At 71.7% G+C, this 14888-nt stretch carries 18 protein-coding genes and 3 pseudogenes; 8 read left to right on the top strand and 13 right to left on the bottom strand.

Translation table 11 applies throughout. From position 1 onward, the window contains the following. Nucleotides 1-60: 60 nt before the first annotated feature. Nucleotides 61-405, top strand: coding sequence for a hypothetical protein (locus PUR71_RS12600; protein WP_329927033.1), 345 nt, complete (start codon nt 61-63; stop codon nt 403-405). A gap of 4 nt (nt 406-409) precedes the next feature. Here PUR71_RS12600 and PUR71_RS12605 read toward each other — a convergent pair. Together PUR71_RS12605 and PUR71_RS12610 are read right to left on the bottom strand one after the other, a co-directional pair. Next, nucleotides 410-544 (bottom strand): annotated as a pseudogene (locus PUR71_RS12605) (IS5/IS1182 family transposase); the annotation flags it as partial. A 336-nt stretch (nt 545-880) separates the two neighbouring features. Further along, complete coding sequence (locus tag PUR71_RS12610; protein WP_329927034.1) at nt 881-1441, bottom strand: dihydrofolate reductase family protein; 561 nt, start codon at nt 1439-1441, stop codon at nt 881-883. A gap of 558 nt (nt 1442-1999) precedes the next feature. On the opposite strand from PUR71_RS12610, the gene PUR71_RS12615 reads away from it, so the two are divergent. Beyond that, the gene (locus PUR71_RS12615) at nt 2000-2383 is read left to right on the top strand and encodes a cupin domain-containing protein (protein ID WP_329927035.1); all 384 of its coding nucleotides are present in this window, start codon (nt 2000-2002) and stop codon (nt 2381-2383) included. Between the two features lie 165 nt (nt 2384-2548). Here PUR71_RS12615 and PUR71_RS12620 read toward each other — a convergent pair whose 3' ends face one another. Further along, nucleotides 2549-2965 (bottom strand): hypothetical protein, encoded by a 417-nt coding sequence (locus PUR71_RS12620; RefSeq protein WP_329927036.1) that lies wholly within the window; start codon nt 2963-2965, stop codon nt 2549-2551. Between the two features lie 707 nt (nt 2966-3672). On the opposite strand from PUR71_RS12620, the gene PUR71_RS12625 reads away from it, so the two are divergent. After that, a complete protein-coding gene (locus tag PUR71_RS12625; protein WP_329927037.1) occupies nt 3673-5268 on the top strand; it encodes a peptide ligase PGM1-related protein in 1596 nt (531 codons plus the stop codon). 263 nt (nt 5269-5531) lie between these two features. On the opposite strand, the gene PUR71_RS12630 is transcribed toward PUR71_RS12625, so the two are convergent. Beyond that, the gene (locus PUR71_RS12630) at nt 5532-5837 is read right to left on the bottom strand and encodes a maleylpyruvate isomerase N-terminal domain-containing protein (protein WP_329927038.1); all 306 of its coding nucleotides are present in this window, start codon (nt 5835-5837) and stop codon (nt 5532-5534) included. 228 nt (nt 5838-6065) lie between these two features. After that, entirely contained in the window at nt 6066-6191 is a 126-nt protein-coding gene (locus PUR71_RS12635; RefSeq protein ID WP_329927039.1) for a hypothetical protein, read from the bottom strand. Between the two features lie 96 nt (nt 6192-6287). Here PUR71_RS12635 and PUR71_RS12640 point away from each other — a divergent pair, with 96 nt between their 5' ends. Next, entirely contained in the window at nt 6288-7226 is a 939-nt protein-coding gene (locus tag PUR71_RS12640; RefSeq protein WP_329927040.1) for a helix-turn-helix domain-containing protein, read from the top strand. Between the two features lie 91 nt (nt 7227-7317). Continuing rightward, nucleotides 7318-7443: pseudogene (locus PUR71_RS12645) on the top strand (IS982 family transposase); the annotation flags it as partial. 69 nt (nt 7444-7512) lie between these two features. Here PUR71_RS12645 and PUR71_RS12650 read toward each other — a convergent pair. The 6 genes and pseudogenes from PUR71_RS12650 to PUR71_RS12675 all read right to left on the bottom strand — a co-directional run bounded on the left by PUR71_RS12650 (nt 7513) and on the right by PUR71_RS12675 (nt 11419). Continuing rightward, a complete protein-coding gene (locus PUR71_RS12650) occupies nt 7513-8988 on the bottom strand; it encodes a serine/threonine-protein kinase (RefSeq protein ID WP_329927041.1) in 1476 nt (491 codons plus the stop codon). 66 nt (nt 8989-9054) lie between these two features. Beyond that, nucleotides 9055-9297, bottom strand: a pseudogene (locus tag PUR71_RS12655) (VOC family protein); the annotation flags it as partial. A gap of 22 nt (nt 9298-9319) precedes the next feature. Further along, nucleotides 9320-9793: a GNAT family N-acetyltransferase gene (locus PUR71_RS12660; protein WP_329927176.1), complete on the bottom strand. Its 474-nt coding sequence runs from the start codon at nt 9791-9793 to the stop codon at nt 9320-9322. A gap of 26 nt (nt 9794-9819) precedes the next feature. Continuing rightward, the gene (locus PUR71_RS12665) at nt 9820-10239 is read right to left on the bottom strand and encodes an arsenate reductase ArsC (protein ID WP_329927042.1); all 420 of its coding nucleotides are present in this window, start codon (nt 10237-10239) and stop codon (nt 9820-9822) included. A gap of 35 nt (nt 10240-10274) precedes the next feature. Beyond that, entirely contained in the window at nt 10275-11027 is a 753-nt protein-coding gene (locus tag PUR71_RS12670; RefSeq protein WP_329927043.1) for an MIP/aquaporin family protein, read from the bottom strand. Next, complete coding sequence (locus tag PUR71_RS12675; protein ID WP_443077431.1) at nt 11024-11419, bottom strand: ArsR/SmtB family transcription factor; 396 nt, start codon at nt 11417-11419, stop codon at nt 11024-11026. Before PUR71_RS12675 ends, PUR71_RS12670 begins: the two co-directional genes overlap by 4 nt. Before the next feature lie 88 nt (nt 11420-11507). Here PUR71_RS12675 and PUR71_RS12680 point away from each other — a divergent pair, with 88 nt between their 5' ends. Both PUR71_RS12680 and PUR71_RS12685 read left to right on the top strand, forming a co-directional pair. Continuing rightward, nucleotides 11508-12014, top strand: coding sequence for an ArsI/CadI family heavy metal resistance metalloenzyme (locus PUR71_RS12680; RefSeq protein WP_329927044.1), 507 nt, complete (start codon nt 11508-11510; stop codon nt 12012-12014). Between the two features lie 392 nt (nt 12015-12406). Next, a complete protein-coding gene (locus PUR71_RS12685) occupies nt 12407-12550 on the top strand; it encodes a hypothetical protein (protein WP_329927045.1) in 144 nt (47 codons plus the stop codon). Here PUR71_RS12685 and PUR71_RS12690 read toward each other — a convergent pair. After that, nucleotides 12521-13123, bottom strand: coding sequence for a TetR/AcrR family transcriptional regulator (locus tag PUR71_RS12690; RefSeq protein WP_329927178.1), 603 nt, complete (start codon nt 13121-13123; stop codon nt 12521-12523). The genes PUR71_RS12685 and PUR71_RS12690 overlap by 30 nt on opposite strands. A 121-nt stretch (nt 13124-13244) precedes the next feature. Here PUR71_RS12690 and PUR71_RS12695 point away from each other — a divergent pair, with 121 nt between their 5' ends. Then, a complete protein-coding gene (locus PUR71_RS12695) occupies nt 13245-14696 on the top strand; it encodes an amidase (RefSeq protein WP_329927046.1) in 1452 nt (483 codons plus the stop codon). Nucleotides 14697-14709: 13 nt separating this feature from the next. On the opposite strand, the gene PUR71_RS12700 is transcribed toward PUR71_RS12695, so the two are convergent. Next, the gene (locus PUR71_RS12700) at nt 14710-14844 is read right to left on the bottom strand and encodes a hypothetical protein (protein WP_329927047.1); all 135 of its coding nucleotides are present in this window, start codon (nt 14842-14844) and stop codon (nt 14710-14712) included. Between the last annotated feature and the right edge of the window lie 44 nt (nt 14845-14888).

Genomic DNA, 14888 nt, shown 5'->3' on the forward strand with positions numbered 1-14888 from the left:
GGAGCGCAGCGCGGCGGTCCAGGTTCTGTCCGGCGGATCATGCTGCGTAGGCTGTCGGCCATGCACAGCACGCTGACGGAGCAGGCCCGGTGTCTTTACGGAGACGAGTACCGACCCACGCCGGAGTGCACGAAGGAGCACGCGGAGTTCTCCTTCGTCGAGCAGCTGACCTTCGCCGACGCGGATGCGATCCTGGCCATGCTGCGGGAGCTGTGCCCGCACCTGGTCGACGGTTACCTGCCGGTGTGGGTTCGGAACCTGGCGTATCGGCTCGTGCTCCTGCAGCGGCCGGATGAGCCGGCGTTGTTGCGGGAGGCGGCGCGGAGCCTGTGGTCGCACGGCCCGGACTGGGACGACATCGCGGCGGACCTGGAGAGGCGGGCCGAGTCCCTGGAATCGGCGTGACGTACGGTCTGAGCCCCAGGCGGATCGAGGCTGCGGTAACGGTGCCGGTGAAGACGTAAGCGCGCTTGTCGTAGCGTGTCGCCACAGCTCGGGAGTGCTTGAGCTGGTTGATCGTGCGCTCGACCTCGTTGCGGCGCTTGTCCCCGGGACCCCGCGCGCACAAGGAGCCGCTGGAGGCCGTGGAGTCCGGCCCCGGAGGAGAGGAGAAGGTGGTGGTGTCCCGTCATGTCGTACGTCACGCGGTCTGGTGGAGGTTCCAGCCGCTGTCCGGGCCCCACGAGGAGTCGGCGGTGCTCCACGTCGAGTCCGGCGCGTGGACACCACAGACCGAGTCCTTGCGCACACGAGCGTTCATGCTGTCCTCCCCGTTCCGTGACCAGGGGCCCGCAATAGGCGTCCTGACCAGGCCTGTCACCACGTTTGGCGTCCTGGCCGGACGGTCAGCGGCCAGCTGGTCGTCGGCCGAAGGGCGGGGCTATGTGTCGGCGGGGCCGTAGACGGTGTGCAGCACACCGGTGGTGAAGGCGGTGTTGCTCAGGAGCTTCAGGCGGATCGGGGCGGCGGTCTCGTCGAACAGGCGCAGGCCTTTGCCGATCGCGATCGGGTGGACGAACAGGTGCAGTTCGTCGATCAGTCGGGCGGCCAGCAGCGCACGCACGACCGAGATCGAGCCGGAGATGCCGATCGGGCCGCCGCCGTCCTGCTTCAGCGCGGTGACGGCCTCGACCAGGTCGCCCTTGAGCTGCTCGGAGTGGCGCCAGGTGAACTCCAGCTCCGAGTTGGAGACGACGATCTTGCGGGCGTCGCCGAGGGCCTTGGCCATCTCGGCGTCCTCTCCGCCGGCGGCCTCCCGCTCCGGCCAGGCGCCGGCGAAGGTGTCGTAGGTGACGCGGCCGAACAGCACGGTGTCGGCCGAACCGAGCTGCGCGCTCACGGCCGCGCCCATCTCGTCGTTGAAGTAGGGGAAGTGCCACTCGTGCGGGCTCTCCACGACGCCGTCGGCGGCGATGAACAATCCGGCGGTGATCTTCCTCATGAGGTACTCCCTGTGCTTGTCTCGGGTATCGGTTGCTCCCACCGGGTAAGACGGGACATCGCCCCCGGACTCATCGGTCCCCGGCGAAAAATCTTTCAAGATATTTTTCGGCGGCCATGCCCGCCGATGACTCGAGCGCCGTCGGGCAGTATCAGTAAACGCGTCCATGTCACCGCACACGGCCACCTCGCCGCACCCGGAACCACCATGCACCACGGATGCCCAGTGGGCCGCCGGCTGGCACGCAAAGGTCACCCATCGTGACCATTGCGGGGCGGGTGCACCTGCTCGACGTCGGCCGGATCCGCGCCTCCTTCCGAGCCCCGCGCCCGCGCCCGCAGCGAGGCCTCCGGCCCGCTCGACCTCCTCCCCCGCCCGGAGCTGCCCGCCGGCGCCGAGACCACGCTCGGTCCCTCGGAGAGCGCAGCCACAACGCCTGTCTGCGAGTCCTCGAAGGCCAGGCGCTCGGCCGTCCTCCCTGGATGCGCCCCGCTGCGCGAAGTGGTCGACTCGAAACGACGGGAAGTCTCGTAGTCATCACGGAGAGGAGCCACAGCGATGCCCAAGGTATCCAAACTGTCCGCGACGAAGGTCCAGGAATTCGGGCCGGTGACCGACCGCCGCGAGGAGATGGACGGGTACACCGTCGAATTCGTGTCCTTCGCAGCCGACGCCGACCTTGACGGGCCGCTGCAGGCGCTGCCCGGCGGGGCCTGCCAGTGTCCGCACTGGGGCTACGTCATCGCCGGACGTGTGCGCTTCACCTCCGGGGACCAGGACGAGGTGTACGAGGCCGGTGACGCGTTCTACCAGCCGCCGGGACACCGGCCGTACGTGGACGCCGGCACCGAGCTGCTGCAGTTCAGCCCGACCGAGGAACTCGCCAGGACCGAGCGGGCGATCGAGGAGTGGATGAGCCGTCAGCAGGGCGGTACGCCGTAGGTCCGGCCGTCCGTCGGAGGCGTGCGTCAGTGCGCCGACCCATAGAACCGTCACCCCGGCATCGGCCTGGGCTCCGGCTCGGGACGTTCACCGGCCCCGCCCTGCCCACGACGCCGGACCGACCCAAGCCGCCCGGACACGCGACCGTGCCGCGGCGAGCGACGCTCAGGTCGTGTCGCGCTTCGCGGGCGACGGCGTGGATGGTTGCTCGTCGCGGCTCTCCGGGGTGAAGGCGTCGCGGCGGGCGAGGGTCACCGACAGAGGCAGGCCCAACCGCTCGGCCGCGCGTCGCCGGACACGCACCTGCGCCCGGGTACGGGGCCGGAACGAGGGGAGCCGCGAGCAGCCGCAGCCCGGGCGGTGATCGTAGGTCAGCCCCTCCGCGAGCACGGTCGCGACGACGGCCCAGGCCTTCGTGTCGCGTCGCCGGGGCGCGGCGAAGTCGTAGCCGGCGAAGACGAGCTGCTCACGACAGCCGGGACAGATCCGCTTCCGGATCGGCCACGTACTGCCTTTGAAGGCGAGCCGGCACGCCACGCACACGTAGTGCCGGAAGGCGCCGTTGAACGCGTGGTAGCACATGTCCGACAGGGTACGCGTCGGCTGCGGACCTGCGGTGGCCCGCCCCGGTGACGGCGGCATCGGCAGCAAGCGGCCATCCCTACAAGCTCGTGTCGCCCCACCAACCAAGCGGGGCGAGCTGGCCAGTTCCATTCCAGCGGGTGAGGTGCTCCCCGAGCGCGCGGCGCAGCAGGGCGAGGGCCGCGTCGGCGTCCGGGCGGCGCAGGGCTCGTGGCTCAGCACGAGTAGATCGTCCGGATCCGGGCTGATCCCTGCCCGGAAAAGGACCTTGAACAGGAACCGCACCGGGGAGCCCGGGTGGTCACGCGTAAGTGGTCAGATGGAGGCAATCCGCGATGATCCGCCTCGTGTCGCGGAGGCACCCAGGCCTGTCTGCCTCTCCAAGCCCTGCCGGAAGTCAAGAGGCCCGAACCCGGGCACCCCCCTGCCCAGCCGGAGATCACCAAGATCGCCGACAGACTCAAGCTCAGGTCGGGCAAAAAGGCTTCGCGCTGCTGCGGAACAGGAGAAATGGGAAAGAAGGAAGTCAAAGGGAGTCACACGGTCATCAGGGGCCGCGCTCGCCGGCAGGCCGGTCGTGGGGCACAGTGCGCTAACGTAATGTAGCCGCGACGTGGCACACCGTATCCGACTTCGCCCTTTCCGAGCGTGTCAGTGGCCGGGCCGGCGGCACCACCACGCTCGGAAACACGCTTGAGGAGATCACCGTGGAACCCCTGCTTCGCCGCGGTCCGGCCGAGGTCCACATCCAGAGCCGGGAGTGCGATCGGCAGATCCTGGGGCGCTTCACCGGCGCCTCCTTCTTCCCGGAACGGCTGCTCGGCTGGGCGGTCATCAGCGCGGTGGGCCGGGGCGGCGGCGCCCTCCTGTACGTCACCGCGCCACCGGTGCTGGACCCCGACGAGCAGATCGACTACTACCTCGGGCTCCTGGGCCCCGGCCACGGCGGCGCCCGCAGCCGGGTGCGTCTGGTGGGCGTGGACGACCTCGGTCCCCGCTGGCTGAGTGAGAAGGTCCTCGATCCGGACAATCCGCAGGCCGCCGAGGTCCGCGAGGCCATCAGGGAGTTCCTGGAAGGCCACCGGCGTGGCGGCGACGACGTCCGGCTCGACTACTTCGAACCGTCCGCGCCACTGGAGCGCTTCGCCCGGGAGCTGGGCGTGCCGGGCAACCAGCCAGACTCGTCCTGCATCCCGCTGGGCACCAAGCACTCCGGCCGCCGGCTGTTCGCCGAGGCGGGCATCCCGGTTCCCGCAGGCTCGGACGAACTGTGCCGCAGCATCGCCGACATCGCGGTGGAGGTGGCACGCTTGGCGCGGTCGGGGCACCGCACAGTGATGATCAAGCTGGACGACGCCGCCAGCGGAGCCGGTCTGGGCAACGCGCTACTGGACCTCGACGACCTGGGCCTGTCGGCAGGGAAGAACGGGGCCGACGGGACGAGCGACGACGAGTCGCCGGCCGAACGCGTTCTCGCCGCCCTGCCCCGGGCCACCCTCGTGGACCCCACGACCACCTGGGACGACTACGTCCGGACGGTCGAGAAGACCGGTGCCGTGGTGGAGGAGTGGATCAGGGACGACACCCTGTGCAGCCCCAGCTTCCAGGGCAGGATCACCGATGCCGGCGCGGTGGAGGCGGTCTCCACCCACGACCAGGTGCTCGGCGGACACGGCCAGAGCTACACGGGCTGCCGGTTCCCGGCGAGCGCCGAGTACCGGCACACGCTCCTCGACTACGGGCTGCGCATCGGCCGGGCGCTGCGGGAGCAAGGGGTGGGCCAGGGCGACTACGGGGTGGACTTCCTCGCCAGGCGCACCGGCGGCAACTGGCAGCTCCTGGGCTGCGAGATCAATCTGCGGGGCACCGGCACCAGGCACGCCTTCGGCATCGCCGCCGCGGTGCTGGGTACGCGCGCCACGCCCGACGGACGGCTGCTCGTCGCCGGGCCCGGCAGCGCCGAGCGCGTCTACGAGTGCTCCGACTCCCTCATCGACCCGCGCTACGCGGGCCTGCGGCCGGCTCGCCTGATCCGCGCGGTCACCGGGTCCCCCCTCGGATACGATCCCAAGCGCGCGACGGGCGTGGTGCTGCACATGCTGAGTGCCGTCACGTACCACGGGAAGTTCGGCGCCGTGTGCATCGGCGCGGACCGGGCCGAGACCGCGGCGCTGATGCGAGGGCTGCGGGAGCTGGTGGACGATCTCGTGGATCCGGCGCACTGCGTCGCTGCCCCGGATCGCTGGGACGGGACGCCGTTGCCGGGGGAAGCGGCTCGGTCCGTCCCGGCGAAACGGACGTGACGGGCGGCTGGGGCGGTGCCGGGACGGCGGCCGGAGACGGGTGTTCCAGCACCGTCCCGGCCCGTGTCAGTCCGCGTCGGTGAAGTACAGGCGTCGGCGGGCGGCACCTGAGCGTCGTCGTGGAGGCCGCCCACGCCTTCCCCTCCGAACCGGCGGTGTGGTGAGCCTCGTCGATGACCACCAGATCCCACGCGGGCAGACCGCACAGCCGGTGGGCCTGAACGATCCGCTCCAGACTCGCGTAGGTGGGGTGGTGTCGGGGGTCATCGGGCGGGTTCGCCTCCTCCGGCATCGGCGACGAGCGGCGGGGCGACGGCGCAGCCGACGGCACGCGCAGCTGGAAGCCCCCGGGGTGGCCTGGTAGGCGTTTCAGGCCCCCGGATGCGCCGCTCGATGATCTCCGCGACCCAGTGCTGGGTCCGGCCCACGTGCTCGACCAGGTCGGTGACGGTCCACCCCGGAGCTGTCGGCACCGCGGCGTCAGGTCCGGCCAGGACGGCTGATCCCGCCAGACGTTCCGTGTGCTCGACGATCGTCCGGCGGGCGCGTTCCGCGTTCAGCTCGATCATTGTCTTCGTCCCTTCGGAAGGTGCCACTCCCGCGATCACAGGCAAGCCCGTTGTCGCCTTTCACAGGAGAAGACCACGCCCGCGCGCGAAACTCATCGCTCACCATCCGAAGACTTTTTCCGGCCATCACGGCCAGCGCCCGCCGGTGATGGCCCGGAGTGTGCGCGTCGCGGGATCCGGCGGGCGCCGATGCGCAGCGTAGCGGGCGTGGACAGGCCAACGCGGGCTCTACGGCACCGGGTGAGCCGGGTCTTCGCGGACGACGACGGCGATGCGCACGGTCGGCGGCCAGGGCGGCGCGGGGGCGTAGGCGAAGATGGCGCGTCGGGCGGCCTGGCGGTCAGCGGAGAACACGTGACCCATGCCGCAGCAACTCGGAGGACGTCTCGGTCGGGCCCAGCTTGGGAATAGCCTTGAGCCTCCAGTGACTGGAGACAGCAGAGTGGGGACATGGACGTTACGACCCTCTACTCGATCGGGGAGCTTTCCCGGCGGACCGGCTTGTCCGTGAGGACCATCCGGTTCTACTCCGATTCGGGGGTGGTAGCGCCGACCACCCGAAGTCCCGCCGGTTATCGGCTCTACGACCTCGACGCACTGCTCCGTTTGGAACTCCTCCGCACACTGCGCGAGCTGGGCGTGGACCTGGCCACGATTCAACGGGTGCTGGACCGCGAGCTCTCGGTGGCGGAAGTCGCCGCGGCGCAGGCCGACGCCCTGGACGTCCAGATCCGGATGCTGCAACTGCGCCGGAGCGTTCTGCGAGTCGTGGCCAGCCGCGGGTCCAGCCCTGAGGAGACCAAGCTCATGCACAGGCTCACGCAGTTGACTGGCGAGGAACGCCGACGTCTGATCGACGATTTCTTGGAGGGCACCTTCGGCACAGTGGATGCCGCCCCGGCCGCGGTGGCCATGGTTCGCGTTGCCGCTCCCGACCTCCCCGATGATCCGTCCAGCGCGCAGGTCGCCGCGTGGGTGGAACTCGCCGAGCTGGTCGGCGACGAGGACTTCCGGGCCCGGATGCGCCGAACAGCCATGTGCCAGGCCGCCGGGCGCACGCTCGACATCGAGAGCGAGGCCGGGGAGGAACTGATGGAGTTCACCCGTCAGAAGGTGGCCGAGGCCAGGGAGTCGGGCCTCGACCCGCTCGACGACAGGGTCGCACCCGTCATCGACGACCTCGTGCACCGCTTCGCCGAGGTGTTCGCGCGCACCCCTGACGCGGAATTCCGGGCCTGGATCGCCCAACAGTTCGAAGAGGCGCACGACCCCCGGGTGGACCGGTACTGGCGGCTCGTGTGGATCATCAACGGCTGGCAGGTCGTACCGAACCTGATCCCGGTGTACCCCTGGCTTATCCAGGCCCTGCGAAATGACCGCGACGCATAAGTTACTGCAATAGAGAGCACCCGGAGCCCTGAGTGAGTCAAGGGGGGGTGGCCTGCGGACATGGCGCGAGGGTGTCCAATATCGGTGTGTGATGACAGACTTGGACACCCTCGCTACGGCTCTGTGCGTCAGGATCGACGACGCGTTGAAAGCTTCGCCACATCCGGCTCCGTGGCGTCCGGCCGTTGGGATCGCGCCCACGCTCGGTGACGCCGACGACCGCTTCCGCGCCGACGGCCGTGCGCTGCTCGCGGAGCGGCCGGCCTGACATGCCCGCGGGCGGCGGTCAGCGCTGGTTGAGCCAGCCGCAGACGAAGTAGTTCTGGTCCGCGTCCCGCTCGACGATCCACTGGTAGTTGACGTCGCCCGCCAGGCGCCCGGTGTCCGGGTCCTGTTGGGTGACCTTCGCCTCGACGCTGAGCTGGTCCGTCCCGGCGGGTATGTCGTACGGCTGGAGCTGCCAGCGCGCGACGTAGTAGCCGTTGAGCGCGAACCCGAGCAGCGTCGAGCGCAGCCGGGGGCAGGTCCCGCTGCGCAGGGCCGTCATGTCGTGGTTGGCCAGGCCGTTCATGTACACCTGGAAGACCCGGTCGACGGCCGCACGGTCGAGCGTCGGGACGGCGGGCTTCGGCGTGTAGGTCGGCGTGCGCACCGGGGTCGGGGTCGGCGTCCGAGTCGGCGCGGGCGCGGGCGCGGTGCTGGAGCTGGTGCTGGCACTGGTGGCGGTCGTCGTGGGCGCACTGGTGGCCGCAGTGCTCCCTGCGTCGGAGGCCGCTTCCGGCCACAGCTGCCACGTCGCAACGGCGACGGCGGCCGCCAGGACAACTGCCAGGAGCGCACGGCGGGTTCGCGCGTGCCGTTCCACCGGCGGCGCCAGGCGCATGGTGCCCGGCGTCGGGTGCGAGGCGGCGGGCGGCGCCCAGTCCCGTGGGAGGCGCTTGGTGTCGGGGGCGCGTCCGGAGAGCAGCTCGTGGGCGGCCTCGGCCGTCAGGCGGTCCGCGGGCGCCTTGCGGAGCAGGCCCGTCAGGAGCGGTGCGAGCGCCCCGGCGTGGGCGGCCGGTGTCGGCTCCTCCGTGACGATGGCCAGGAACAGGGCCCCGGCGCCCGCACCGGCGAACGGCGGACGGCCCTCCAGGGCGGTGTAGAGCGTCGCGCCCAGGGCCCACAGGTCGGACTCGGCCGTCGCCGGGAGCCCACGGACCTGCTCGGGGGCCATGTAGGCCGGCGTGCCGAGGAGCGCGCCCGAGCGGGTCAGCGTCAGGTCGCCCTCGACGGCGGCGATCCCGAAGTCGGTCAGGACGACGCGCTCGCCCTCCAGCAGCACGTTGGAGGGCTTGATGTCCCGGTGGGTGATGCCCGCCGCATGGGCGGCCCGCAGTGCCTCAAGGACCTGCAGACCGATGCGCGCGACCCGCTCGGGCGGCAGCGGGCCCTCCTCCTGGAGGAGGTCGTCCAGCGAGCGCCCGCGGACCAGTTCCATGACGATCCACGGCAGCCCGTCCTCCCCCGCCACCCGGTCGTGGACGGTGATGACCCCGGGGTGCTTGAGCCTCGCGGCGGCACGGGCCTCGCGGTCCAGCCGCCCGATCCACGACTCCCGCTCGGCGGGCTCCATGCCCTCGGGCAGCCGCAGTTCCTTGACGGCCACCTCCCGGTCCAGTTGCTCGTCGTGGGCCCGCCAGACCGTCCCCATGCCGCCCCGGCCGAGCACGTCGCGCAGCCGGTACCGCCCGGCCAGCAGGCGCCCGAAGTCGTCAGTCACGACACGGAACCTAACGCATCACCGGCTGCCGTCGGACGGAAACGAACGATCAGGGGCCGGAGTCGGTCAGCAGGGGGTGAGGAGGCAGAAGTCGTGCCCCTGCGGGTCGGCGAGCACGGTCCAGGAGATCGCGGACTGGCCGACACCGGGGTCGGTGGCGCCAAGGGCGCGCAGTCGGGCCTCCTCCGCCGCCATGTCGTCACCGGGGCACGGGCGGACGTCGAGGTGGACGCGGCTCCACACGCTCTTGGTGTCCGGCGTGCGGACGAACTCCAGGTAGGGGCCGACACCTTGGGCGGCCTGGCGAACGTCCGCCAGGCCGCCAGGCCGGTCAGGAGATGACGGGGCTGCGGCGCTCTACCAACACGACGTCGCGCCAGCGGCCGTTGTGGCGGCCGAGGCGTTCGCGGGTGCCGACCACACGGAAGCCCGCCTTGGCGTGGAGGGCGAGGCTGGCGGTGTTCTCCGGGAAGATGCCGGACTGCACGGTCCAGATCCCGGCGGCGTCGGTGGAGGCCAGCAAGGCCTGGAGCAGGGCCACCCCGACGCCCCGGCCTTGGGCGTCGGGGTGGACGTAGACGGAGTGCTCGAGCACCCCGGCATACGCGCACCGGTCGGAGACCGGCACGACGGCGGCCCAACCCAGCACCCGCCCCTCCTGGTCCACCGCGACGAGCCGGTGGCCGGGGAGCCGGCCGGCATCGAACGCCTCCCAGGTCGGGGCGGTGGTCTCGAAGGTGGCGTCGCCGCCGTCGATCCCGGCCTGGTAGATGGCCAGCACCTGCTCGGCGTGCTCGGGGAGCATCCCGGTGACGGTCACCGCGGTGGTGGTCACGCGGCGGCCTCGATGCCGAGCTCGGCGAGCAGACCGCGGATGCGCTGCTCGATCTGATCGCGGATCGGGCGCACGGCCTCCACGCCCTGACCGGCCGGGTCCTCCAGCTTCCAGTCCAGGTACCGCTTGCCGGGGAAGTACGGGCAGGCGTCGCCGCAGCCCATGGTGATCACGACATCGGATGCCTGGACCGCCTCGACGGTCAGGACCTTGGGCGCCTCGGCGGAGATGTCGATGCCGACCTCGTTCAGAGCCTCGACCACAGCCGGGTTCACCGTGTCGGCCGGGGCGGAGCCGGCGGAGCGGACCTCGACCCGGTCGCCGCCCAGGCGGGTGAGGAAGGCGGCGGCCATCTGGGAGCGGCCCGCGTTGTGGACGCAGACGAACAGGACGGAGGGGACGGCGGGAGAGCTCACGGGGGTTCTTCCTTCGGGCAGGAACGGGGCGGGGTTCAGCGGCCGGAGACTGCGGTGGGGTGGTGCTCGCCGTGCGGGACCACGACGTCCTCGGCCGTGGCGGGCGCGGGGCGGCCGAACAGCACGGCGACCAGGGCGACGCCGACGACCAGGCCGACGAGCTGGGCGGCGACGAACGGCAGCACTGAGGCCGGGGCGATCCCGGCGAAGGTGTCCGTGAACGCCCGGCCGATCGTCACGGCCGGGTTGGCGAACGAGGTGCTGGAGGTGAACCAGTACGCGGCGCCGATGTAGGAGGCGACCGCGACCGGCGCGAAGTGGGCCCGGCCGGCGCGGGCCAGACCGAAGATCAGCAGGACTAGCCCGGCGGTCGCCACGACCTCGCCCAGCCACAGATGCGGAGCCCACCGCGCGTGGGTGGACCAGCGCACCAGCGGCTCGGCGAACATCGCGTCCGCCAGCACCGCCCCGCCGATCGCCCCGAGGATCTGCGCGGGCAGGTAGGCGGCGACCTCTCGCACCGTCGGGCCTTCGCCGTCGCGGTGCCCGCCCCACCACGCGGCCAGCGTGACCACGGGGTTGAAGTGCGCGCCGGAGATGGGGCCGAGCAGGACGATCAGCACGCCGAGGCCGAACACGGTGGCCAGGGAGTTGGCGAGCAGCTGCACGCCGACGTCCTGGGACAGCTTGGTGGCCTGGATGCCGGAGCCGACCACGACGGCGACCAGCGCGCCGGTCCCGACGAACTCGACCGCCGACCGGCGCCCCAGCGGTGCCGTCTCGGTCATCTCGCACCCCCCGCCGACGCGGTGGCGGTGCCGGCCGGGGCCTGGAGCAGGGAGGACAGCTTGGCCAGCGCGCCGGGCAGCACCCAGTAGTAGACCCAGGTCCCGCGCCGCTCCGAGCCGACCAGGCCGGCCTCCCGCAGCACCTTGAGATGGTGGGAGATGGTCGGCTGGGAGACGTCGAACGGGCCGGTGAGGTCGCAGACGCACGCCTCGCCGCCCTCGTGCGAGGCGATCAGCGACAGCAGCCGCAGCCGCACCGGATCCGACAGGGCCTTGAACATCTTCGCCAGGTCGGCGGCGGCCGCTTCACCCAGGGGCTCGCGGACCATCGGCGAGCAGCACGCGACCGCCGCCTCGTCCTGGCCGAGCACCGGCAATTCTAGGTTCGACATACGTCTATGTTGACAGCCATCTAATCGGAGAGGCAAGCTCGCTGTATCGACAGATATCGAAACAAGACCTCGGATCAGGGAGACCGCCATGTCCCGTGTTCAGCTCGCCCTGCGCGTCGCCGACCTCGAAGGCTCCATCGCCTTCTACGCCAAACTCTTCGGCACCGAGCCGGCCAAGCGCCGCCCCGGGTACGCGAACTTCGCCATCGCCGAGCCCCCGCTCAAGCTCGTCCTCATCGAGGGCGACGCCGACGAGGACACCCGCCTGGATCACCTCGGCGTCGAAGTCGAGTCCACCGAGCAGGTCACCGCTGCCACCACCCGGCTCAGCGAGGCCGGCCTGGCGACCTTCGAGGAGAACGACACCTCCTGCTGCTACGCGCTCCAGGACAAGGTCTGGGTCCACGGCCCCGGCAAGGAGCCCTGGGAGATCTACGTCGTGAAGGCCGACGCCGACACCCTCAGCAAGGCCGACAGCGCACCGGACGCCTGCTGCGGCACCACCGCCTGCCGCACCACCGACGAGCAGGCCCTGGACCCCGCGAGCAGTCCAGCCGAGGCCAAGGCAGCCGTCGGCTGCGCGTGCGGCAGCTGACGCCACCGGGGGCCCCAGCACCGCAACGGGCAGCCGGCCGGGAAGCAACTCCTCATGCACGAGCGCATGACCGTGCGGCTGACTACCAGGGCGTCGAAGACGGCCCGGCCGGCAGCCAGCCAGCCAGCCGCCCGACCTATCTCATGCCGAGTCCTCAAAGAGACCGGAAGTCGGTGGGTCATGCCCGGCCGGGCCGAGTGTCCCCAGCACCGGCCCAGTCCGGGACCGGACACGCTTGGGGTCAGCCGAGCGCGCAGCCTGGACCGGCCGGCCTCGGGCGGGGCAGCCTGGCAGTCGGGACGGGATCGCGCGACTCCCTCACGGGCGGCGCGGGCCATGGCGGCCCGTATCTCCAGTTCGGAGCGGTAGCCGGCGATCGCCGGGTGGGGACGATGGCGGTAGCCCTTGCGCAGGACCAGGCCGCGCTCGACAAGGAGGGTTCGGTGGCCGGGCGGGCCTGGGGGTCGGTGGCCCGGCGGGCCCGGGCGCCGACCCGCAGCCATCCGCTACGCCGCGTCCGCTCCGTCCCGCAGTAGGAGGGAGCGGACGATGCGCATCAGCCGCTCGCCCGCGTGCCCGACGCTGCCGTTTTGGGCGCTCACCTGGGCTCCTTCGAGGAGGAAGGTGAGCTCCGCGGCCGCCCCCTCCGGGTCGGGCAGTCCGGCCCGGGCGCACAGGTCGGTAAGGCGGCGCAGCTGGCGGGCCTTGTGGGCCTCGATCAGCCGGCGCGCGGGGTGGGTGCGGTCGGGCAGTTCCGCAATGGAGTTGATGAACGGACAGCCCCGGTGGGAGATCCCGGGGAGCCCGTCGGCGATGAACCGGGCCATGCCCAGGATCTGCTCCCGAGGCTCGTCGGGGTGCTGCTGCGCCAGCCGGTCGAACACGGCGGTGTAATCCGCGGCGACGATCCGCAGCCACTCCTCGACCAGCGCGTCCTTGGTCGCGAAGTGCCGGTACAGCGCCATCTTGGTGGTCTCGGCCCGGTCGGCGATCGCCTGGACGCCGACGGCCCTGATCCCCTCGCGCGAGAAGAGTTCCTCCGCCGCGTCGAGGATCCGCTCCCGGGGCGGCAGTTTGGCCACCCGGCTCTGCCTGCTGACTCTGTCCACGGTGTCCACGGGGCAATGCTACGGTACCGACCAGTCCTGTGCGATACCGATCGGTATCATGAGGTACGGATCGGTATCGCGAATCGGATGTCGAGCCCCGAGCGGAACGGAACGGACAGAGATGAAGCTCTCCGAGTACGCGACCTACGACGGCGTCGGCCTGGCCGAGCTGGTGGCCCGCGGCGATATGACCGCCGCCGAACTCGCCGCGACCGCCCAGTTGGCGTGCGAGGCGGTGAATCCGCAGCTCAATGCCGTCGTCGAGACCTGGCCCGCACAGGACGCGCCGGCGCCGGGCAGCACGCCGCTGGCAGGGGTGCCCTTCCTGATCAAGGACCTCGCCGTCGCGATGGCCGGCAAGCGGGTGGAACTGGGCAGCCGCCTCGCCGCCGGGAACGTCGCCCGGGCCGACTCCTCGCTCATGGCCCGCTTCCGCCGCGCCGGGCTGGTGACGCTCGGGCGCACGGCGACCCCGGAGTTCGCCTACAGCACCACCACGGAAGGCGTCCTGTACGGCGCCACCCGCAACCCCTGGGACCCGGAGCGCAGCCCCGGCGGCTCCAGCGGCGGCTCGGCGGCCGCCGTCGCCGCGGGCATCGTCCCCCTCGCGCACGCCACGGACGCTGCGGGCTCCATCCGCGTCCCCGCCGCCGCCAACGGCCTGTTCGGGCTGAAGCCCACCCGCGGCCGGATCTCCATGGGCCCCGACGCGGACGAGGTCTTCAACGGGCTCGCCGTCCACGGCGCCCTCAGCCGCTCGGTGCGCGACAGCGCCGTCCTGCTCGACCTCGTCCACGGCCCCGAGGCCGGCGACCCCTACAGCGCCCCGCGCCCGGAACGGCCCTACGCACAGGAGGTCACCCGCTCCCCGGGGAGCCTGCGGATCGGCCTCCTCACGCAGCCGTGGGGCGGCCGGACGGTCGACGGCGTCGTCCTCGACGCCACCCTGCGCTCCGCCCGGCTCGCCGAGTCCCTGGGACACCGCGTGACCGAGGTCAGCGTCGAACTCGGCGTCGACTGGGAGGAGTTCGTCCTGGCCAACGCCCGCCTGTGGAGCACCAACCTGGCGACCTGGATCGACGGCCTCGCCGCGGCCTCCGGCCGGCCGGTCGACCCCGCCACCGTCGAACCCGAGATGCTCGCGAGCTACGCCTACGGACGGGAGGTCAGCGGCACCGAGTTCGTCCACGCGCTCGCGATGCGCAACACCGTCGCCCGCGCGATCGGCCGCTACTTCACCGAGTACGACCTGCTGCTCACCCCGACCCTGCCCGAACTGCCGGTCCCGCTGGGCACGTACGCCGCGGGGGCCGAGGGCGCAGACGGCCTCGGCTGGATCCGGCAGGTCCTCCACCGCTCGCCGTTCACCGCCGCGTTCAACGTCGCCGGCACCCCGGCGATGTCCGTCCCGCTGGAGAGCGACCCCGCGAGCGGACTCCCCATCGGCATCCAGTTCGCCGCGGGCCACGGGCGCGAGGACCTGCTCTTCCGGCTCGCCGCGCAGTTGGAGCAGGCCGCCCCCTGGGCGCTGCGGACCCCCGCTGTCTGGGCGGGCGCGCAGCAGACCACCTGAGCTCGCCCCGCCCCTACCCCGGGCGCGTCGCCGAGCAGGCGGCGCGCCCGACGGTGGCGGACTTGCAGTCGGCCGCCGGGGAGAACCCAGTCGTTGCCGAGATGCTCACCGCCGTCCCGGCCGGGGCCGCCCGGATCTCGAAGTCCATCGCACCCCTTGAACCGGGGTGTTGCAACGACTCCTCGAGCCTGG

The organism is Streptomyces sp. SP17BM10 (assembly GCF_036322405.1).
GTDB lineage: Bacteria > Actinomycetota > Actinomycetes > Streptomycetales > Streptomycetaceae > Kitasatospora.